The 20,438-nt window shown below is 43.4% G+C and carries 26 protein-coding genes; 11 read left to right on the top strand and 15 right to left on the bottom strand.

Annotated elements, in window-relative coordinates; all coding sequences use genetic code 11:
- The first annotated feature begins 118 nt into the window (after positions 1 to 118).
- The gene (gene hemW, locus ACOCD9_RS04965; RefSeq protein WP_419546597.1) at positions 119 to 1,291 is read left to right on the top strand and encodes a radical SAM family heme chaperone HemW; all 1,173 of its coding nucleotides are present in this window, start codon (positions 119 to 121) and stop codon (positions 1,289 to 1,291) included.
- A gap of 185 nt (positions 1,292 to 1,476) precedes the next feature.
- Here the strand turns inward: hemW and ACOCD9_RS04960 are convergent, their stop codons facing one another.
- Positions 1,477 to 1,797, bottom strand: coding sequence for a cupin domain-containing protein (locus ACOCD9_RS04960; RefSeq protein ID WP_419546596.1), 321 nt, complete (start codon positions 1,795 to 1,797; stop codon positions 1,477 to 1,479).
- Entirely contained in the window at positions 1,797 to 2,369 is a 573-nt protein-coding gene (locus ACOCD9_RS04955; protein ID WP_419546594.1) for a shikimate kinase, read from the bottom strand. The genes ACOCD9_RS04960 and ACOCD9_RS04955 overlap by 1 nt, the downstream gene beginning before the upstream one ends.
- A 233-nt stretch (positions 2,370 to 2,602) precedes the next feature.
- On the opposite strand from ACOCD9_RS04955, the gene ACOCD9_RS04950 reads away from it, so the two are divergent.
- Positions 2,603 to 3,676: a Gfo/Idh/MocA family oxidoreductase gene (locus ACOCD9_RS04950; protein ID WP_419546593.1), complete on the top strand. Its 1,074-nt coding sequence runs from the start codon at positions 2,603 to 2,605 to the stop codon at positions 3,674 to 3,676.
- A gap of 51 nt (positions 3,677 to 3,727) precedes the next feature.
- On the opposite strand, the gene ACOCD9_RS04945 is transcribed toward ACOCD9_RS04950, so the two are convergent.
- Positions 3,728 to 4,063 carry an excalibur calcium-binding domain-containing protein gene (locus ACOCD9_RS04945; protein ID WP_419546591.1) on the bottom strand — a complete coding sequence of 112 codons (336 nt, stop codon included), beginning with the start codon at positions 4,061 to 4,063 and terminating at the stop codon, positions 3,728 to 3,730.
- Between the two features lie 154 nt (positions 4,064 to 4,217).
- Between ACOCD9_RS04945 and ACOCD9_RS04940 the strand changes: the two genes are divergently transcribed.
- Both ACOCD9_RS04940 and ACOCD9_RS04935 read left to right on the top strand, forming a co-directional pair.
- Entirely contained in the window at positions 4,218 to 4,442 is a 225-nt protein-coding gene (locus tag ACOCD9_RS04940; RefSeq protein ID WP_223212298.1) for an AbrB/MazE/SpoVT family DNA-binding domain-containing protein, read from the top strand.
- Complete coding sequence (locus ACOCD9_RS04935; protein WP_185241568.1) at positions 4,439 to 4,843, top strand: type II toxin-antitoxin system VapC family toxin; 405 nt, start codon at positions 4,439 to 4,441, stop codon at positions 4,841 to 4,843. Before ACOCD9_RS04940 ends, ACOCD9_RS04935 begins: the two co-directional genes overlap by 4 nt.
- A 297-nt stretch (positions 4,844 to 5,140) precedes the next feature.
- On the opposite strand, the gene hisD is transcribed toward ACOCD9_RS04935, so the two are convergent.
- Positions 5,141 to 6,445, bottom strand: coding sequence for a histidinol dehydrogenase (gene hisD, locus ACOCD9_RS04930; protein ID WP_288136587.1), 1,305 nt, complete (start codon positions 6,443 to 6,445; stop codon positions 5,141 to 5,143).
- 194 nt (positions 6,446 to 6,639) lie between these two features.
- Here hisD and ACOCD9_RS04925 point away from each other — a divergent pair, with 194 nt between their 5' ends.
- The 3 genes from ACOCD9_RS04925 to murB all read left to right on the top strand — a co-directional run bounded on the left by ACOCD9_RS04925 (position 6,640) and on the right by murB (position 9,964).
- Entirely contained in the window at positions 6,640 to 7,326 is a 687-nt protein-coding gene (locus ACOCD9_RS04925) for a hypothetical protein (protein WP_104396584.1), read from the top strand.
- 233 nt (positions 7,327 to 7,559) lie between these two features.
- Complete coding sequence (gene murC, locus ACOCD9_RS04920; protein ID WP_287699841.1) at positions 7,560 to 8,987, top strand: UDP-N-acetylmuramate--L-alanine ligase; 1,428 nt, start codon at positions 7,560 to 7,562, stop codon at positions 8,985 to 8,987.
- A gap of 98 nt (positions 8,988 to 9,085) precedes the next feature.
- Entirely contained in the window at positions 9,086 to 9,964 is an 879-nt protein-coding gene (gene murB, locus ACOCD9_RS04915; RefSeq protein ID WP_287699842.1) for a UDP-N-acetylmuramate dehydrogenase, read from the top strand.
- 126 nt (positions 9,965 to 10,090) lie between these two features.
- Here murB and ACOCD9_RS04910 read toward each other — a convergent pair whose 3' ends face one another.
- The 11 genes from ACOCD9_RS04910 to ACOCD9_RS04860 form a co-directional block, all read right to left on the bottom strand.
- Positions 10,091 to 10,345 (bottom strand): hypothetical protein, encoded by a 255-nt coding sequence (locus ACOCD9_RS04910; protein WP_104396587.1) that lies wholly within the window; start codon positions 10,343 to 10,345, stop codon positions 10,091 to 10,093.
- Between the two features lie 63 nt (positions 10,346 to 10,408).
- Complete coding sequence (locus tag ACOCD9_RS04905) at positions 10,409 to 10,954, bottom strand: hypothetical protein (protein WP_419546589.1); 546 nt, start codon at positions 10,952 to 10,954, stop codon at positions 10,409 to 10,411.
- Positions 10,955 to 10,983: 29 nt separating this feature from the next.
- Complete coding sequence (locus ACOCD9_RS04900) at positions 10,984 to 11,406, bottom strand: hypothetical protein (RefSeq protein WP_287699843.1); 423 nt, start codon at positions 11,404 to 11,406, stop codon at positions 10,984 to 10,986.
- 30 nt (positions 11,407 to 11,436) lie between these two features.
- Positions 11,437 to 11,700: a hypothetical protein gene (locus ACOCD9_RS04895; RefSeq protein ID WP_419546587.1), complete on the bottom strand. Its 264-nt coding sequence runs from the start codon at positions 11,698 to 11,700 to the stop codon at positions 11,437 to 11,439.
- A gap of 301 nt (positions 11,701 to 12,001) precedes the next feature.
- Positions 12,002 to 12,283, bottom strand: coding sequence for a HigA family addiction module antitoxin (locus tag ACOCD9_RS04890; RefSeq protein ID WP_238141989.1), 282 nt, complete (start codon positions 12,281 to 12,283; stop codon positions 12,002 to 12,004).
- A 5-nt stretch (positions 12,284 to 12,288) separates the two neighbouring features.
- Positions 12,289 to 12,567: a type II toxin-antitoxin system RelE/ParE family toxin gene (locus ACOCD9_RS04885; RefSeq protein WP_002791849.1), complete on the bottom strand. Its 279-nt coding sequence runs from the start codon at positions 12,565 to 12,567 to the stop codon at positions 12,289 to 12,291.
- A 303-nt stretch (positions 12,568 to 12,870) separates the two neighbouring features.
- On the bottom strand, positions 12,871 to 13,263 hold the full coding sequence (locus tag ACOCD9_RS04880) for a hypothetical protein (RefSeq protein WP_002791850.1): 393 nt from the start codon (positions 13,261 to 13,263) through the stop codon (positions 12,871 to 12,873).
- Positions 13,260 to 13,637 (bottom strand): DUF433 domain-containing protein, encoded by a 378-nt coding sequence (locus ACOCD9_RS04875; RefSeq protein WP_287699845.1) that lies wholly within the window; start codon positions 13,635 to 13,637, stop codon positions 13,260 to 13,262. The genes ACOCD9_RS04880 and ACOCD9_RS04875 overlap by 4 nt, the downstream gene beginning before the upstream one ends.
- A gap of 557 nt (positions 13,638 to 14,194) precedes the next feature.
- Entirely contained in the window at positions 14,195 to 14,605 is a 411-nt protein-coding gene (locus tag ACOCD9_RS04870) for a type II toxin-antitoxin system VapC family toxin (RefSeq protein ID WP_002803249.1), read from the bottom strand.
- On the bottom strand, positions 14,602 to 14,862 hold the full coding sequence (locus tag ACOCD9_RS04865; RefSeq protein WP_002803247.1) for a hypothetical protein: 261 nt from the start codon (positions 14,860 to 14,862) through the stop codon (positions 14,602 to 14,604). Before ACOCD9_RS04865 ends, ACOCD9_RS04870 begins: the two co-directional genes overlap by 4 nt.
- Positions 14,863 to 15,175: 313 nt before the next feature.
- Entirely contained in the window at positions 15,176 to 16,006 is an 831-nt protein-coding gene (locus ACOCD9_RS04860; RefSeq protein ID WP_002803245.1) for a hypothetical protein, read from the bottom strand.
- Between the two features lie 581 nt (positions 16,007 to 16,587).
- On the opposite strand from ACOCD9_RS04860, the gene ACOCD9_RS04855 reads away from it, so the two are divergent.
- The 4 genes from ACOCD9_RS04855 to ACOCD9_RS04840 are packed head-to-tail and all read left to right on the top strand — an operon-like array spanning position 16,588 to position 20,390.
- Positions 16,588 to 18,321: a peptide ABC transporter substrate-binding protein gene (locus ACOCD9_RS04855; RefSeq protein ID WP_419546586.1), complete on the top strand. Its 1,734-nt coding sequence runs from the start codon at positions 16,588 to 16,590 to the stop codon at positions 18,319 to 18,321.
- Positions 18,322 to 19,278 (top strand): ABC transporter permease, encoded by a 957-nt coding sequence (locus tag ACOCD9_RS04850; protein WP_419546584.1) that lies wholly within the window; start codon positions 18,322 to 18,324, stop codon positions 19,276 to 19,278.
- A gap of 2 nt (positions 19,279 to 19,280) precedes the next feature.
- A complete protein-coding gene (locus tag ACOCD9_RS04845) occupies positions 19,281 to 19,643 on the top strand; it encodes a VOC family protein (RefSeq protein WP_110579853.1) in 363 nt (120 codons plus the stop codon).
- Positions 19,644 to 19,661: 18 nt separating this feature from the next.
- Entirely contained in the window at positions 19,662 to 20,390 is a 729-nt protein-coding gene (locus tag ACOCD9_RS04840; RefSeq protein WP_287699849.1) for a cytochrome c biogenesis protein CcdA, read from the top strand.
- Positions 20,391 to 20,438: the final 48 nt, after the last annotated feature.

Genomic DNA, 20,438 nt, shown 5'->3' with positions numbered 1-20,438 from the left:
AGGTTCGTTCTTGCATCTAAAATACTTGATTAGCAAGGCTTAGTTTGTACCTCACCTTGACGAGAAAGGCTGTATGAGTTCACTGATTACTGATTACTGTTCACTGATAACTGCTGTAATGTCCTATTTTCACCCCATAACCTCGGTTTATATTCATATTCCCTTTTGTCGTCGGCGCTGTTTTTACTGTGATTTCCCGATTTTTGTCGTCGGTAATCGCACCAATCCGGCGACTTTTCCCCCTGTGGTGGAGTATGTGGAAATATTACAAGAAGAAATTAGCCTTAGTCAGGGGACGGGGAAACCCCTAGAAACGATTTTTTTTGGGGGGGGGACTCCTTCCCTATTACCGGTGGAATTATTAAGAGCAATTCTGGATACTTTAGCCAAAAAGTTTGATTTTGCAGCTGATATAGAGATTTCTATGGAGATTGATCCAGCTACCTTTAGTTTAGAACAATTACAGGGTTATGTTAGCGCGGGAGTCAATCGGGTTAGTCTAGGAGTACAGGCTTTTCAAGAACCATTATTACAGGTTTCTGGTCGATCGCATACCGTTAAGGATATCTATCAGGCAGTGGAATTAATTCAGGGATTGGGAATAGTTAACTATAGTTTGGATTTGATTTCGGGATTGCCACAACAAACCCTGACAGATTGGGAAAATTCCCTAGAAAAAGCGATCGAACTGCAACCGGCCCATCTTTCCTGTTACGATTTGGTCTTAGAAGCGGTTACTCCTTTCGGTAAACAGTATCAACCGGGAAAAAAACCCTTACCCGATGATGAAACCACGGCGAAAATGTATGTTTTAGCCGGTGAAAAACTAGCTTTAGCCGGTTATCAACATTACGAGATTTCTAACTATGCTAAACCGGGTTATCAATGCCGACATAATCGAGTTTACTGGGAAAATCGTCCCTATTATGGCTTTGGTATGGGGGCTGCTAGTTATCTTCATCAACAACGTTTTACCCGTCCGCGCAAAAGTCGCGACTATTTCGCTTGGGTAAAAGAAGGCTGTCAGATTGACGTGGAGAAAAATAGCTTGATTGATGATCTTCTCGAAACCTTAATGCTAGGGTTAAGGTTAGGGTCAGGGGTGAGTTTACCTGCGATTGAAGCTAATTTTGGTTCGGAAATCAAAAAAGCAATTTTAGAGGTTTTAGAGCCGCATAAACAGCGTAATTTAGTAATAATTGAGGGGGATAGCAGGGTCAGATTAAGCGACCCCGAAGGTTTTTTGTTTTCTAATCTAGTTTTAACCGATTTATTCGATCGCTGGCAATAGTTAGAAACTATATTTTAAGTAGCTGGTTATAATTAAATTAAAAATGGATTTTAGCTTCGATCCTCCCTTAATCCCCCCTTAATACTAGGGTTGATTCATAGTAGGGTTGATTCATGAATCAACCCTACCCTTAATCCACCCTTGATAAGGGGGGTGTCTGACAACTTTTAACACCTACCTACTTACTAGCGATAATGGATAGCTAACCAAATACAAGGGGGATTATTGCTAGTAAATTCGACGCGATGTTTTTGGTGAGGAGGAATCAGGAGATAATCCCCCGCTTGCAGATTAACTTGGCTGCCATCTTCATAACTAATCTCAGCAAATCCCTGTAATAAAATCACCCATTCAAACTCAGATTGATCGTACCATTGACCCCGGGGAGTGGTTTGACCAGTGGAAATAATTCTTTCCAGACGAATAGCCTGACTTTGGTCCAAAATTTCCAGAATTTCTCGGTCGGGAATTAGTTCAGGTAAATCAAAAATTGAAGCTGCTATCATTAGTTATTATTCCTTTCTGGATGAAAATCTTTAATCACCGTCGGTATTGCTGTTAAAATTTTCTCAACGATATCAGTAGGTCTATCTAGGTCAGAAACAATAATCCGAAGATCTGCTTCTGCATAAAGTCCTCGTCTTTGTTCTAATAATAATTCCAGTTTACTTTCTAAATCAGTGGACTGAAGCAAGGGACGAGAGGTATCTTTTTTTAAACGTTTAACCAAGACTTCGAGAGGAACATCTAACCAAATCATTAAACCGTGACGAAGATAACTCCAATTCATCGGTTTTAAAACCATCCCTCCCCCGGTGGCAATCACAGTTTTAGTCAGAGAGGATAATTCGGCTAAAACTTGGGTTTCTAACTCCCGAAAAGTCGCTTCTCCCTCGTCGGCAAAAATTTCCCTGATTTTCTTTCCCGCGACCCTTTCTATTAATATATCTGTATCAAAAAAACGATATTGTAACCGTCGGGAAAGCAACTCTCCCAGGGTGGATTTGCCAGATCCCATCATTCCTAGCAAAAAAACACTTAATCCCCGTAAGGAGTTAAAATCCGTTGAATTGTCCATAGTTAAAATTTAGCCGAATGTAGTCCTCGCTACTCAGGGACGATGTTTTGATAAGCATTTGGGAGTAAAAACCGCGAGATGAAATCAGAAAATCTTCTCAGAACCCCCATTGACACCGACATCGTGTCAGAATCTGGATAACCATGATACCATCTTGGTAATTCATCGACAAAATCAGCTTGATTAATTTAATCAAGTGGTGTGAGGAGTGTGAACACAGGAGTCTAAAATTCATGTCCAATCAACCAGCAAACTTTCCGGGTAACAGAAATCAACTCAAACCGATTAAAGTCGGGGTTATCGGGGTCGGTAACATGGGACAACACCATAGTCGCATCCTGAGTTTATTAAAAGACGTGGAATTCGTCGGGGTGGCCGATGTCAACGTCGAAAAGGGTCTGGAAACTGCCAGTAAATACCGAGTCCGTTTTTTTGAAAATTATTTAGATCTCTTACCCAGGGTAGATGCGGTTTGTATCGCTGTCCCCACGCGGTTACACCATCGAGTCGGGATGGACTGTCTGCAAGCGGGAGTACATACCTTGATCGAGAAACCGATCGCTGCTAGTATTAGTGAAGCGGAATCTTTAGTCAATGCGGCAGCCGATCACGATTGTATTCTGCAAGTGGGTCATATCGAGCGTTTTAATCCCGCTTTTCAAGAGTTATCGAAGGTCTTGAAAACCGAGGAGATTTTAGCGATTGAATCCCATCGCATGAGTCCCTATTCCCAACGCGCTAATGATGTGTCGGTGGTGTTAGATTTAATGATCCACGATATAGATTTAATTTTAGAATTAGTCTCGGCTCCCGTGGTGAAATTAACCGCTAGTGGTAGTCGCGCTGCCACTGATTCCGGTTATCTCGATTATGTCACTGCAACCCTTGGTTTTAGTAATGGAGTAGTGGCTAATTTAACCGCTAGTAAGGTGACTCATCGCAAGATTCGCCGTTTAGCGGCCCACTGTAAAAATTCTCTCACGGAAGCGGATTTTCTCAATAATGAAATTCTCATTCACCGGCAAACCACCGCTAACTATAGCACCGATTACGGTCAAGTTCTCTACCGTCAAGATGGTTTAATTGAAAAAGTTTATACCAGTAATATTGAACCCCTACACGCGGAATTAGAACATTTTGTTCATTGTGTGCGCGGTGGGGACCAACCTTCTGTCGGTGGGGAACAAGCTTTAAAAGCTTTACGATTAGCTAGTTTAATCGAACAAATTGCCCTTGATGGTCGCGTTTGGCAACAATCGGACTGGAATTATCAATATCTTAATTCTCCCGTGATTACTGCTTCTTAATTGTTTCTACCCCGATTCTTTAAATGAGAGAATTGGGGTGAGGAACCAAAATTAGTTATTTTGAGAACTTTCCAAACATTTTTCTGAGGATTTTTTTCCACACCATTGACTTTCACAGGGAACTCCATCACCGTCTCCATCCATTTTGACATTGGGGCAATTTCTCAAGAAAAAAGTCGCTTCTGCACAGGAGGTCATCTGGGAACAGTGAGTTCTACCATCGCACCGAAACTGTGGAGAAGGACTAGGTTTTTTCTGGGGAGTGGGACGATTATTGTTGTTAGCTACGGCTAAATTATTGAGGGTTTGATTGCCAGAAATTGGTGATTTTATTGATATTTGTTCGCTCAGAAAAGACAGAATTAAAATAACAAGTACTTTTTTCATAAAATGCTTGCCTGATTCTCTGCTCTTATCATAGTAGCAGATAGGAGACAGGATAATAAATCAGAGTTATTCCCAGGTAAACGTTTGGGGGGGGGTCAAGCAGCCAGTGGCACTGACTCTTCCGATTATTTGTTAGTATATGCAGAAAAACACCATGAAAATTAGCCCTAACGGACAAATCACTATTCCCCCTGATATTCAAGAAAAGCTTGGGTTGTTACCCGGTACAGAAATCCAGCTGGAAGTGATTGGGGATATCTTGCAAATTCGCAAGCCTAGAACCCTAAGCCGGGGAAAGCAACTGATTGCCGCTATCCGTGGCAAAGCAACTAGCCGTCTAACAACCAACGACATCATGCAAGCGACCCGTGACTCATGACCGACATTCTGGTAGATAGCAACGTCATTCTTGATGTTGTAACCGAAGACCCGCAATGGTTTGAGTGGTCGGCTCAAATGCTCACAAACTATGCGGAGCAAGGAAATTTAGTGATTAACCCAATTATTTATGCAGAAATCTCAATCGGGTTTAATCAACCCGAGGAGGTAGAAGCAGCCCTACCAGAAGACTTCTTTCGCCGAGATTCTTTACCCTATGCTGCAGCTTTTTTAGCAGGACAAAGCTTTTTGGAATATCGTCGTCGTGGAGGTGAGCGACGTTCTCCCTTACCGGATTTCTACATCGGCGCTCACGCTGCTGTCACTGCCATGCCCCTACTAACGAGAGATGTCAACCGCTACCGAACTTACTTTCCCTCAGTCTTGCTGATTACACCTTAGACAATTCGGTTAAATAATTGGTTATTTTTTCTTGCTCATGCAAACAGTACAAAATTGTTGCATAAACTTGTTCTAAGCTCAAAGATGAGTAAGTTTTAGCAATTTCTTCAGGTGTTTTAAGTAGGGAGGCACAATTATTTGTAGGATGGGTTAGCGGTAGCGTAACCCATGCGGGCGTTGGTTTTCATGCTTCAACCGTTCGGCTGAGCTCACGGCCGAAGCCCAACCTACGTTCTGAATTTAAAAAATAAGCTTGCCTACATATCTAAGTTATTCCCTGTTTCCTATTCCCTGTATTTAGAGTAAAATTTCCCTGTGTTGAATTGCTAATTTATGGGCGGGAAAACCTTCGTACTCGGCTAAAGTTTTCGTGGTTTCTTTTAACTTTTCAAAGCCTTCAGGGGTGACATAAGCCAAAGTGGAGCGCTTGAGAAAATCATAAACCGAAACCGCCGAATAGGAACGGGCAAAACTTCCTGTCGGCAGCACAGCATTGACTCCGATGGCGTAGGTAGCCATAGAGGAAGGAGTATGATTTCCCAAGAGAATTTCGCCAGCATTTTTAATCTTGCCCAGAATGGCAAAAGGATTACTAACTAAAACCTCTAGATGTTCTGGGGCGTACTCATTGACAAAATCGAGGGATTGCTGCAAACTATCGGTTAAAATTATGCCCCCATAGGCGGCTAAACCCGCCTCACAGAATTCCCGTCGCCAATCCGGGAGTTTTTGCAGGTATTCCTGTGCATATTCACTAGCAGAGATCGCCAAATCTTCACAGTGGGTGACTAATAAAGCCGCCGAATCCGCCCCGTGTTCCGCTTCAATTAATAAATCCAAGGCCGCTAAACGGGCATCGGTGGACTCATCGGCCAAAACTATCGACTCACTTGGACCTGCCGGCAAACCCACATCCACAGTACCGAACAGTAACCGCTTGGCCGCCGCCCCATAGACGCTGCACGGACCGGTAATTTTGTCAACCCTTTTAATATTTTTTGTTCCCAAAGCCAAAGCGGCGATCGCTTGTACGCCCCCTAACTTATAAATTTCTCTGACTCCAGCCATGCGTGCCGCCACCAGAGAAACCGGCTCCACGTTGCCCTGTTTATCGGGGGGAGTGCAAACCACCACTCTTTCCACTCCTGCCACCATTGCCGGGATGGCTAACATTAACATCATCGAGGGAAAAGCACCGCGGCCCCGGGGAACGTATAAACCCACATTGGGGATAGGAGAGATTTTTTCGCCGGCAAAGACACCTGGTTCAATTTCTGCCAGTAGTGTTTCTTCCGGCATTTGGCGACGATGTACCTCTTGAATATTCCGGAAAGCCTGTTGAATGGCAGTTTTTACTTCCGGTTCAATTAACTGAAAAGCCTGCTCAAATTCTGCCTCGCTGACTTTGATATTTTCTACCGTCGCACCTTCGTAGTCAAAACGCCGCACATAGTCCACAACGCCGGCATCCCCCCGCTCGCGGATGGTTTCTATCACCGTTTGAGCGACTTTGAGGGCGTTATCAATATCTAACTCGGCTCTTTTCTGAAGTTTTGCCCGTTCCGCGCTACTTAATTGCGAAAGTTTTAATATTCTAACCACTATTGCTGCTCCTACTGCCCCCCGTCCTCTCAAGAATAACGGGGAATCTGATCTTTCTTTTATTGTAACCTTTGGGGGAGTGCCGGCTTTTCAGTGATCAGTAAACAGTAACCAGTAATTTGTTAAGCTAAAAGCTTTATTGCCAGATTCTTTCTCTTGCCTCTTGCCTCTTGCCCCCTGCCTCCTTGGGTATAATGCAGATCATGTTTAAGCTCTCTTGCTGTTCTGTAAATGCGATCGCTCTTAGTTTATTATGGGGGGCGAGTGGTGCTGTGTGGGCAGAAACGGATTTAGACCTAGATCCGAAAATTCGGCAAGAAAGCCCGGTTTTAGAGCGTTGGTTAGAAAAAATACCCGATATCGCCGAAGATATTCGCCGCGATCCTAGTTTTCGCACTCGTATCCGTTTAGGATATGCAGAGTTTCCTTCTAGCGATAATTCCAGTGGCGTGATTTTGGGGGTAGAAGATGTGTTTTTCGGTCAAACCAGTTTAACCCTAAGCGGCGATTATCAGACGGCTTTTAACGGCAAAAGGACGGCAATAGGAGGAAATTTACAATACTATCTCCTCCCTTTGGGTGATTATGTCAATCTAGCTCCCATGGTGGGCTATCGTTACATTCAAACAGGAAATTACAGCACCGATGGGCTTAACTTAGGATTAAAGCTCAAATTAGCCCTTTCTCGCACGGGAGCCGCAGATATCACCGTTAGTCAGAGTTTTATCTCCCCCGGTGGTGATAACGAGGTGGGATTAACTACTCTTTCTCTTGGTTATGCGATTACCTCTAATTTACGTTTAGCTGCCGATATTCAAGCCCAAAATTCCCGCGCTCGTAAAGATAGCTCCGTGGGAATTTTACTAGAATGGCTGCCCTAATTAGGTTCGTGGGGGCAGCTTGTGGGGTGTAGGGTTTTACCGATTTTTGGGACGTTTGGCAAAGCTGGGTAAAAAAAGGAATTGGGAGAAAAAATTTTAATTCTGCGTCAAGGATTGTGCAAGGAGACTGGGCAACATTTTGGCATTCTGCTCAAATGCCCCTATCATGAGGTTGACTTTACTACCGATCGAGTTTAAAACTTATATAATCGTGGGTTTGAGGAGTGAAAAAAGTGAAAAAAGTTAATTTTAACGGCCAACCTTTCCATTTTATCGGTATTGGCGGCATTGGGATGTCAGCCCTCGCTTATATCTTAGCCAAACGCAATTTACCCGTGTCTGGCTCCGATTTACGTCCTACTCATATCACCCAACGGCTACAGGGAGCGGGAGCGCAGATTTTCCACCGTCAAGAGGCAAATAATTTAGCTTTATTTCATTCTCCTGGCCTTCAAAACAGTAGCCAAACAGTTCCGCAAGTAATCTGCTCCACGGCGATTAATGACCATAACAAGGAATATCAAGCGGCCAGAGACTTAGGATACCCAATTTTTCACCGTAGCGACGTTTTAGCGGCTTTAATCGCTGATTATGACAGTATAGCCGTTGCTGGAACCCACGGCAAAACCACCACTAGCAGCTTAATCGGTTACGTTTTGTTAGAAGCGGGATTAGACCCCACGATCATTGTCGGTGGTGAGGTGGACGCTTGGGAAGGTAACGCTCGTCTTGGTCAAGGTCGTTTTTTAGTGGCAGAGGCCGATGAGTCCGATGGTTCCCTAACCAAGCACGCCCCGAAAATCGGCGTAATCACTAATATTGAGCTAGATCACCCGGATCATTACCATAATTTAAGCGAAGTTATCGATACTTTCCATGAATTCGCCCATCAGTGCCAGATTTTAGTCGCTTGTTTAGATTGTGACACGATCGCCGAGCATTTCCGTCCCACGATTAGTTATAGTCTCGATCCCGAAAAAGGTGCGGATTACACCGTCAGCGAGATTATCTATGAACAGGGAATGATGAAAGCTTCCGTCTGGGAAAAAGGCAGTTATTTGGGACAAATGGAAGTGAAAATCCCCGGGCAACATAATATTAGTAATGCTTTGGCAGTGGTGGCCATCGGACGTTATCTCGGTTTAGAATTTGCCGTTATTGCCGATGCGATCGCTACTTTTGCCGGGGCAAAACGCCGTTTTGAACACAAGGGAGAGGCAAACGGCATTACTTTTATCGATGATTATGCCCACCATCCTAGCGAATTGTTAGCCACTTTAGCGGCGGCAAAATTGAAGGTAGAAGGCAAACAGTACCAACGTTCGATCGCTATTTTCCAACCCCATCGCTACAGTCGCACCACTGCCTTTTTGGAGGAATTCGGCTCCGCTTTCAGTTCCGCCGATGTGGTAGTCTTAACGGATATTTATAGTGCCGGGGAAGTGAATATCAATCACGTCACTGGGCAGCAAGTGGCTGAACAGGTGAGAAAACACCATAAAAACGCCTACTATCACCCCGAATTGAGTTCTTTAGGTCAATTCCTGCTAGAAATTCTCCAACCAGGGGATCTGGCTCTGTTCCTCGGCGCTGGCAATCTCAATCAAGTTATCCCCGAAATGCTCTCTCATTACCGCGAACAATTAGCAGTTAGAGTATAGGATTCAGTTATCAGTTATCAGTTATCAGTTATCAGTTATTATGTTTACTGATTACTGATTACTGTTCACTGAAAATGCTCCCCAACCCCTAAAACCCTATGATTAAATCCTCTGTTTCTCTAGCTGATTTCACTTCCTACCGGGTGGGGGGAAGAGCGCAATGGTATGCCGAACCAGTTAATCTAGAGGAATTAAGAGAAGTGTTCGCTTGGTGGCGATCGCAAGATTTACCCTTGACTGTTTTGGGGGCTGGTTCAAATTTACTAATCAGCGATCGAGGTTTACCCGGACTTGTCCTCAATACTCGCCATCTGCGATCGAGTTGTTTTGATGCCGAAACTGCTACGATTACAGCAGCGGCGGGGGAACCCCTGCCAAAAATAGCTTGGAGAGCGGCAAAAAGGGGCTGGAGGGGCCTAGAATGGGCGGTGGGTATCCCCGGTACGGTGGGGGGTGCTGTGGTGATGAATGCGGGCGCACATACCTCCTGTGTGGCGGATCGATTAGTGCGGGCGCTGGTATTAAATCCCGATGGTCAGTTAGAAACTTTAAGCAAAGAAGATTTAAATTATAGTTATCGCAGTTCTTCTCTGCAAGGGAATCAACGTTTAGTTGTCGAAGCCACATTTCAGTTAGAAGCTACCGATAATTGCGAGGAAATAATGGCAATTACTACCCATAATTTACGCCATCGCAAAAATACCCAACCCTATGATCGTCCTAGTTGTGGTAGTGTTTTCCGCAATCCTAAACCGCAATTTGCCGGGGCTTTAATTGAGGAAATGGGATTAAAAGGTTATCAAATTGGTGGGGCGCAAGTATCAGAATTACACGCTAATTTTATCCTGAATATTGGTTCAGCAAAAGCCTCGGATATTCTGCGTTTAATTCGTCATGTGCAGGAACAAGTGTTCGATCGCTGGTCCCTCTGGTTAGAACCAGAGGTGAAAGTTTTAGGGGAATTTGACGGGATTTAACTATTTTTCTCGATAACGGTTGAACTCAGCCGCGATGGGCTGGAGTGCGACGGCAAATATTTTTATAATCCTCTAGAACTGCAATCTGAATAATTGCCTCACGATTAGCATTGACGTTGCCTATAATCATTGAAATAAATTTGCCCCAATCAAACCGACTCGATGAACTGCTCGATGTCCGATTCTTACGAACCAAATTTGAGCATCGGTCAATCGGGCTAAAAGTTGATCGAAAGCTGTGAGGCTGTCTTTTGCCACTTCAAAAACCCCTGTTTCAATGTTGATTGCTACAATCTTCCCATGATTGCCCTCCTCGACTTGGGGGCGCACCTGAGATTGATAAATATCATTAAAATCTATTGGTGGAGCGGTAGGAGCCACATTAGGGAACGCACCCTACAAGATTGCGATCATACTAACAGTGGGAGCAGTGTAACGGTCTAGTTATGCCGTCTTCGCTTGTGAGGTTAACTTAAGCAGTTCATTAAGCTTATTTTTTAAGTTTTGGGATACCATAAGCGGATTGTAGACTTCTCCTGCGTAGGGTTGCCAAACATAACTAGAACTAAAGGGGCGCAATACTGGCAATATTCCTAGCTCTTGTTCGAGTGGTTTTGCTAAAACCAGTCCTGGGATAGATAAGTTAGATGATTCTTCGATAAGCTCGCTGTAAGTTCTAAATTCATCGACTTCAACACCAACCAGTGCATAACGGAATGGGGGAGCAAATCGTAGGGACTGATATAGTAAGATACCTAACTCTGTCATTGAATATGCACTTTCAGGGCTGTCTATTCCCACTTCGCTAAGATTACTTGGTGAAACACGACACCACCAATTTTCTTCTATGTCTTGGAATATATCTGTGTGACACTGGCAATGGCGACCAGTTGACAGCAACCATGATATTCCCTCAAAATGCTGAGCAAATTTATGGGCGTTGCTCTCATCCGAACCACATTCTGCCGATAGACTAAATATCCATGCCATTTTGATAGCCTCCCATTGTGTGTATGCCACTAATCAACCTTTTCCCAATATTTTTGGGTGTTTGCCAATGCTGCCTCGTACTTTTCTAGAGCCATTGTAACTCTTGGCATGATGCTAACGTGAGTTGGGCTATCTTGGACAGCCTGTAAATCCCCTGTGATATGGCTATCGTCAATTTGCCATAAAGGGTCTTTGCCAGTTCCACCAAAACTGGCAGGTTTGCGAAATGCTGGTAAACCTTCAATGGATAGGGCAACAGACATTCCCTTTGTGTCCTTAATGGCAACCGTTACAAGATCGCCATGCAACTGACGCTGTGGCTCTGGTAACAAATAGCTTTGTTCATCTAGGCAACCTACTGGCATTTGCTGAATGTTTATATCGATATTAGGTCTAACCCCTAATAATCTGGCACTACGACCAATTTTGGGTCTGTCGTTTTGCTCTGCCATGCCACGATAGTAGAGTTTCGCCATCACCCACTACTTGTATTTTACCTTTAGCTTCATTGTACCTGAAGCACCGACAATAAACTCAATTGGGACACCATCAACGTCTGAAGATAGACCAACACCAGCTTTCCGAGACATTGTAATCTCTATTTCATCAACACCATTTTCTTTTCCTGCTCGAATAATGTCGATCGCTACTTTTCTTTGTTCTGCAATCTCTTTTTCGTTAGCACCTGATGTAAGAAGGGAAATACCGTCCAAAACAAGTGCTACTGGAAGCGCCAAAGGCACCATTGCAAGCTAACTATTCTGCGACAAGAAGGTAAGCGCTTTATGCCGTTTTTCTGGCGTTGTGATGTCAAACTCGTTGGATTCACTCATACTCATTGGCTGGGTTCTATATAGCTATCGATTAACGAAGTGTTGGAATACAAACACAGAATATCACGCCCAAAAGCGTGTTAGCCAGATTAGCCTACTGCTAGTGGAGCGGTAGGAGCCACATTAGGGAACGCACCCTACGCGATCGGCGATCTGCTATGCAGTGCCTTCGGCATCGCACTGGGGTGTTGAGTCCGTCGGCTGCAAACCCTGGTTAGACAACTGATAGCCGTTTGACTTTGATATTGCCAATTGTCTGCTCTGCTTGCCATAGATCGTATTGCATTTGCTGATTGAGCCAACTTTCAGGAGATGTATCGAAAGCTTTCCCTAAGCGAATTGCCATTTCGGGGCTAATACCTGCCCTACCATTTAAGATGGCAGATAGGGTTTTTCGACTTACACCCAATGCTTCAGCAGCCTCAGTCACAGTCAGATTCAAAGGTTCGAGACAAAGTTCTTTAAGAACTTCACCAGGATGTGGTGGATTATGCATTTTCATCAGTGGTAGTCCTCAAGATCGACATCACAAGCATCAACACCGTCAAAGGTGAAAGTGATCCGCCAGTTTCCAGATACTCTCACCGTCCAGGTTCCTTTACGTTGCCCTGCCAGTTGATGAAGTACCAACCCGGGTAAGTTCATGTCTTGCGGTGAAGTTGCAGCACTGAGACGAGCCAGAATCAGCCGAATTCGTTGGGCATGATTTGCCTGAATGCCTCGGGTGGTTCCCGACTCAAAGAACTGCTCTAGTCCTCGATGCTTGAAACTGACTATCATCCATTAAGTGTAACCCATAACGTTACTGGTTACAACCCAACGATAAAAAAATAACGCCTACTATTTTTAATATATCTCGTGGGTGGTGCGTTACGACTACTGGACTATTGATTATACGGAAACTTTCCGTATATCACGCCCAAAAGCGTGTTAGCCAGATTAGCCTACTGCTAGTGGAGCGGTAGGAGCCACATTAGGGAACGCACCCTACAAGATCGGCGATCACACTGATTAGCTTTCGTCGGTCGGAGTGCATTGGGGTTGTTATGCCGTGTCACCAACAGATATGATGCGCCAATCACCTTATGGAATAAACAACCGACCAGCCCCCATATAGTCTTGGATATCGATCACAATTTCTACAAGCCTTTCAACGCAGCGTTCTCGATAGTCAGATTCATTGACCCTATCCGGATCGCCAATCGTAATGATCGGAAATGAAGTCGGTTGATTTTCTTCACGCATTACTTGTTCCAACGAGTCTTCACCCTTCGCATTCCGGTTTGCTGTAAGTAAGAGCATCCCGTTGGTTTGGGCAAATCTCCAAACTACTCGATCATTGCTGTCTGCGGGTAAGCCAACGTCTTCAAATGTCCTCAACCGAATTAGAGCGAGATCTAATAACCCGCTAACAACAAGACTTCCAGAGATCAGAATTGCCTGCCGATTCAAGTTGTAATCAGCCAGAACAATCATTGCTTCTTCGCTTCCCGCTTTGCTCTCCGTTCCTGAAGTTTAGCTCTAACCGCTTCATAGCCTGGACGAGGAGGAGTAGCAGCGATCCGAGCAAAACGTTCGCGATTCCTCTCTTCCCAAAATTGTTTAGTTTCTGCGGCAGTCTTTAAAATCTCCTGATACTCTGCTTCCACTTCTGTTCGATGTGTTTCAATGTAGGAAAGGGCAGCATGAATCTGAGCATCTGTAAGATTGAAGGCATCACGAATAAACTTGGGTGGATACTGAGCTTTGAGATAATCCATTACGTCATACAGAGTAATACGAGTATCCGCAATTGTAAGCCCTCGCTCTGTGCGGATTATAGCTGTTTGTCCATTCGATGCCAGTGCCATAGCAGTCTTAGCTTTTAATCATTTAATTCCATAGTAGCGCACAAAAAAAGCAAGGGGAACCAACGCCCCCTAACGACTGATTCACAAAATCCTTAATCCTCAACCCAGACCTTCAAAATGTATTTCAGCCTCGTTCCTGCATCTAGCCAGTAGTGAACTCCAACATCTGGCAGTTCAGTATCATTTGTGTGAGCGTCACCCCGTCCTATGCCATCATCAAAGGGAGTAATACGGTGTTTGGAAACCTCTTTGTGGAATTCCACCCGTGTTATTCTTGCTCCGGTGCAAGGAAATTTATCGTCTCCTCGCTTGCCAAGCATACCAGATTCGTAAGTTCTCGAAACATCAACTGCTAGTCATTCAGCCATAATAAACCTCCTTTTTTGCTGTAACTTTTCCGTATATCACGCCCAAAAGCGTGTTATCCAGATTAGCCTACTGCTAGTGGAGCGGTAGGAGCCACATTAGGGAACGCACCCTACAAGATTGCGATCATACTGACAGTGGGAGCAGTCTAACGGTGGAGTTATACGCCGTTGGAAGCAGGTCTTCGATCATTACACTTGAATGATATCAAAGCTTTCTTTGTTTGTAATCCGATAAAACAGGAAATCTGAATCGATTGTGAGAATTTGCCGATATCCTGTCTTTTCAGCTACCAAGACCAGGGTTGCATCCGCCAAGTCCATGGGGCGATCACGGTATTGCTCCATCAATGCCAACAAACGACTGTAATCACTTTCCTGAATATCGTAAACCACCAGCAGTTTGTCTAAAAGAAGCTGTCCCAGTTGTTTTTGCATTTGCCAACCACCCCGATGCAGCGCAAGGTACATGGCTTCGGTCAGGCATGACCAAGTTGTTAAAAGGGGCGTTTCTAATCGGAGGACTGCGTTTTTATAGGCGTTATGCTGAGACTGAGTTCGATCTACAAGACAAAGTAGGACTCCGGCATCGCACAGGATCATAGTTCTAGTCCTTGTTGCCGATATTTTTTGAGCAGGAGTTGCTGATAGTTGCTGACTGGTTGAAGTGGCGTTACGTCTAAATGATCCACCGTCTCAAACCATTGTGACCATCTCTCGACAATTTTTTCAGCAGTTTGGCTGGTATCAGGTTTAGCTTGATGTTTGTGGATAATACAATCAATGAAGTCACTCACCTCTTGCAAGAGTGGCTCGGAGAGTTGGTGCAATTTGGCGATCGCAGTATCACGAGTTGTCATAGGAACTCCTCTATACAGTTTTCTTTATTGTGAGCGTAACGTTAATCGCGTTTAGTTCCTAAGCTATCACGATTTTAAATTGCTGGTTGATAGGAGAGAACAGTACAGGGATTGCCGGGGATTTAGCTAAACGGAAACTTTCCGTATATCACGCCCAAAAGCGTGTTAGCCAGATTAGCCTACTGCTAGTGGAGCGGTAGGAGCCACATTAGGGAACGCACCCTACGGCTAACGGCTGGCGGCTCACCGGACGGCGATGATTTTTTGCATTATAACCAATAGAGTAACGATCCGTTCCGAGTGCAGCCGCTTGTTAGACAGAATTACTGCGGTCATCTGCATTACTGCGGTCATCTGCACCTGCCATCGTTGAGGATTCAACTTCGCGTCGATATGTGCGATTAGAATCTGGATCAAACTCTTCAGTGAGTTCCCTTGAGTGAGAGTACTTTGGTCTTGACTGATATGAGAAGAATGCCCAAACACTTGATGTCCCCATAATAACAGCCCCTAAGCCTTTAGCGGAAAGGTTAAAATCACCTATTTTCACTACAGTCTCATCTTGACCTTTGACACCATTGAGGAGAACAATGAGACCAACGATAAGACTTAATATGCCTCCGCAAGCAAGGACAATGGCAAATCGCGTCTTAGCATTAATGTAGGCTATATCAATAGCTGTTCTATCGGTAGGCATTGCTTCCCTCAATAAATCTAGTGGTTTGTTATTGTCGAAACAAATATCAGCACGTTGCTTAGGATGCCATCGCTCATGATATTCATCAATTTCTCTTGCAATTTTATCGTTTTGATTAGTCAATTTAACTGAAGCAGTAATGTAAACTAATAAATCATAACTTTCATTCAACTGAGATAGTATTTCTAGCGCACAAATTCCTTCTACAATAAGAGGTCGATTCTGTAAAGCTTGCTTTAGAAGCTCGTATCTAATGCTAGGTAGATATGTTCCCTGATTTGGAATTAGATAGCTGTCTAAAGATACTACAGATGTATCAAGCAATTTAGAAACTAATGATGCAATAGTAGACTTACCTGTGCCAGAGTAGCCATCAATAACAATGAAACTCGACTTTCTCAAGCGAATCTCATCTGCTAAGGATTGTGGGTCTGATAGTTTCTGCACTTAATCCTTACTAACTCAAAGCGATCGCCAGAACTTTTCCGTATATCGCGCCCAAAAGCGTGTTAGCCAGATTAGCCTACTGCTAGTGGAGCAGTAGGAGCCACATTAGGGAACGCACCCCACGGCGATGGCTACCACACCAATTATATACTAGACGGATTTTTTCCATACAACACCCCAAATACGGATTTTCTGGCTCTTCGTTACTTGTTATGGTTCGATAGGGTGGCATAAATAAACTAAATCCTTATCTGGCAAGAGATTTAATTGATTAGTTCGCTCTAGATCAAAAACAATTGACAAAAATCGCCAAACGTCTTTCTCTATAAGGGTTCCGTCCCTTATAACCCCCGTACATTGCATAACACAAACCGAAGAACCCATTTCGTTGCCGTGCCTAGAATTTTATTGTCTAGTACAGGCCCGCTATTATGGCACGAACGATTTAACTTGACTAGGAATGGATAAAGGCAAATAATCAATTAATCGATCGAGATCAAGACTCAATGTCTGATAACTTGTTATTGGTGGGGTAGGGAATCACCTAAGTCACCCTGTTGAATTATTGATTGTCATTAAAAATGTTTAAGCGATCGCTTTTCTTGCCCCTGTTAATTTTATCCCTTAGTTGTACGCTGGTTTTTAGTGCTTGTCGTCAACAAACAGCTAATAATCCCCCAGCAACGACCAATAATAATTCAGAAACTTTAAAACTTTTATATTGGCAAGCACCGACGATTTTAAATCCCCATCTCTCCACGGGATTTAAAGACTCAGAAGCGAGTCGCATTACCTTAGAACCTTTGGCTAGTTTCGATGAAAAAGGGGAATTAGTTCCTTTTTTAGCGGCAGAAATTCCTACTATTGAAAATGGGGGAGTTGCCCAGGATGGTAAATCGGTGACATGGAAGCTAAAAAAAGATATTAAATGGTCAGATGGTACTCCTTTTACTGCCAAAGATGTCATCGCTACCTATAATTTTATCACCAATTCAAAAACTGGTTCTACTAGCGCTGGCAATTATGAAATAGTTAAAACTGTGGAAGCGATAGATCCCCATACGGTTAAAATAACTTTTAAGCAAGTTAATCCCGCGTGGTCATTAGTTTTTGTGGGGACAGAAGGGATGATTTTACCAGCACATCTCTATGAAAAGTATAGCAATGAAACGGCACGCCAGGCCCCCGCTAATTTATTACCGGTGGGAACTGGCCCCTATAAAGTGGTAGAATTTAAACCGGGAGATACGGCGGTTTATGAACCAAATTCTTTCTTTCGAGAAGCGGATAAATTGGGTTTTCAAAAAATAGAATTAAAAGGAGGAGGTGATGCCACTTCTGCGGCACGAGCGGTTTTACAGACACAGGAGGCGGATTATGCCTATAATTTGCAAGTAGAGGCTAAGGTTTTAAGTGATTTAGAAAAAGTGGGTCGGGGTCAGTTAATATCTAGTTTCGGTTCTTTGATTGAACGAGTTTTATTTAATTTGAGCGATCCTAATCAAGCTACTCCTGAAGGTGAGAGGTCTAGTATTAAGTTTCCCCATCCTTTTTTGAGTGATGTAAAAGTAAGAGAAGCTTTATCTTTAGCCGTTGATAGAGATACTATTGCCACGCAGCTTTATGGTATTACTGGGAAAACAACTCCTAATTTTATTGTGATGCCATCGGAATATAATTCGCCCAATACTAGCTATGAATTTAATCTAGAAAAGGCTAATAAATTACTAGATGATGCGGGATGGAAAGATAGTAATGGTGATGGCACTAGGGATAAAAATGGGGTAGAAATGAAATTAGTTTTTCAAACCACTGTCAATCCTCTCCGTCAGAAAACCCAAGAAATTATCAAACAAAGTTTACAAGCGATCGGGGTAGGAGTAGAATTAAAAACTGTTGATGCCAGTATTTTCTTTTCTAGCGATCCTGCTAACGATGACACGGTAGAAAAGTTTTATGCTGACCTACAAATGTACACTACTGGTAATAATAGTCCCGATCCAAAAGCCTATTTTAAAACCTTTACCTGTAGCGAAATTCCCCAAAAAGCTGATGGTTGGGCCGGGGATAATTATGCTCGTTATTGTAATCCTGAATACGATAAATTATGGCAAGCTTTTAGTCAAGAATTAAACCCAGAAAAACGGAGAGAAATAGCGATTAAAATGAATGATATGTTAATTAATGATTTTGTGATTATTCCCCTAGTTCATCGTGCCGATGTGGTGGCAATTAGCAATAGTTTGTCGGGGTTTAAATTAACTCCCTGGGATAGAAATACTTGGAACATCAAGGACTGGAAGCGTAGTAAATAAATGCTCAAATATTTTCTGAGAAGATTATTATTTTCGATTCCCACTCTTTTAGCCATTAGTATGGTGGTTTTTGGCATTTTGGCCCTAGCACCGGGGGATCCGATGGGGGAATTTGCAGCTAATCCCGCTATCACCGAAGCGGTGCGAGAAAATATTCGCAAAAGTCTCGGATTAGATCAACCGCTTCCCGTGCGTTATGTCAAGTGGTTGTTAGCATTTCTTCAAGGAGATATGGGCTATTCTTTCACCAGTCGCAGCCCAGTTTTTACCCTCATTTGGCAGCGTTTACCCACAACTCTCTGGATTGTCGGTATTGCCTATATGTTCGGGGTTTTAATTGCTTTTCCTTTAGGCGTAATTTCAGCAGTCAAGCGCTATTCTTGGTTAGACAAAATCATCTCTACTTTTTCGATGCTTGGCTTTTCTTTACCCACCTTTGTGACGGGATTATTATTAATTATTATCTTTAGTGTGCAGTTAAACTGGCTACCATCTTTTTATAACAGTACCCTAGAAATCAGTGATTTTAATAGTTTGATCGAGCAGGTTAAACAGTCAATTATGCCCGTAACTGTATTAAGCTTATATCAAGGGGCGATGTTGATGCGTTTTGTGCGTTCTTCCGTAACTGAAGAAATTCACCAAGAGTACGTTAAAACTGCCTTAGCCAAGGGACTAACTAATTTTTCTGTCCTCACTAAGCACATAGTTCGCAATGCTTTAATCCCCGTTGTCACCCTGATTGCTCTTGATATTCCCTCAATTTTTACCGGTGCTTTAGTCACAGAACAAGTGTTTCGTGTGCCGGGTATCGGTGCTTTATTAATTGATTCTATTTCCCGCAGTGATACCCCCGTAGTGATGGCGATTACCTTTATCTATGGGATTTTAATTGTTATCTTTAACTTAATTGCCGATTTAACCTATAGTTGGCTCGATCCGCGAGTCAGATATTAACTATGAACATCACAAAATCCTTACACACGGCGATTTTAGTCACGGAGCTAGAAAAAGCTGTTAACTTTTACGAAAATGTTCTAGGATTGACTAGAATCGATCGCCCTTTTCAATACGATGGGGTTTGGTATCAAGTGGGAGATTATCAAATTCATTTAATTGTCGATACCAATTATCAAAACTACCGTCCCAATCCCCAAAAATGGGGACGCAATCCTCATATTGCCTTCGCTATTGATGATGTGACAGCCATGGGTAACTATCTAGAAAGTCAAGGTTATACAATTCAAATGAGTGCCTCGGGTAGAAAGGCATTATTTGTCAGCGATCCCGATGGTAATATCCTAGAAATGAGCCAAATTTAGCCTGAAAAATTCCCCGATATGTTAGACCAATTACAGACTCAACTCTATCACCTTGAACAATACGCCGATCGCTTAGTGACTTCCCAACTAACTCACCTTAGTTTTGTCAGTATTGCCGTGATTTTTCTAGCCGGTTTACTCACCAGTCTTACCCCCTGTATGCTGTCGATGTTGCCGATTACCGTCGCTTATATCGGGGGTTACGAAAATCAAGGTCGTTTAGCGGCTTTTTGGCAGTCCACATGGTTTTCCCTGGGATTAGCCACCACCTTAGCGGGATTGGGACTAATTGCCGCTACTTTAGGAAAAGTCTATGGACAGGTGGGGATCGGTTTACCAATTATCGTCAGTGCGATCGCTATTTTGATGGGGTTAAACCTCTTGGAATTATTACCCCTGCGCTTCCCCTCCCTTGGCGCTACCGATTGGATTACCAGCGATTTTCCCCCGATTTTGCGGTCTTATCTTCTTGGTTTAACATTTGGTTTAATCGCCTCTCCGTGTAGTACGCCAGTTCTGGCAACTTTATTGGCATGGGTGGCAAATACGGGAGATTTAAGCTTAGGAGGGGGATTATTGTTATCCTACACTGCCGGCTATGTTTTACCCCTAATTATCGTCGGTTCTTTTACTGCCTCGCTGAAAAGCTTTCTTTCTCTGCGTCAATGGTCCGGGTGGATTAATCCTGTCAGTGGGGTTTTATTAATCGGTTTTGGAGTTTTTTCTTTATTATCCCGTCTGCTGTGATGGTGGAGAGTTATGATAGATAATTGGCTAGAATTGCAAAACTTTTAA

It is taken from the genome of Microcystis sp., from assembly GCF_048564745.1.
Lineage (GTDB): Bacteria > Cyanobacteriota > Cyanobacteriia > Cyanobacteriales > Microcystaceae > Microcystis > Microcystis ichthyoblabe_A.
The sequence above is the reverse complement of the archived record's forward strand: the minus strand, read 5'-3'. Positions and strand labels throughout refer to the sequence as shown.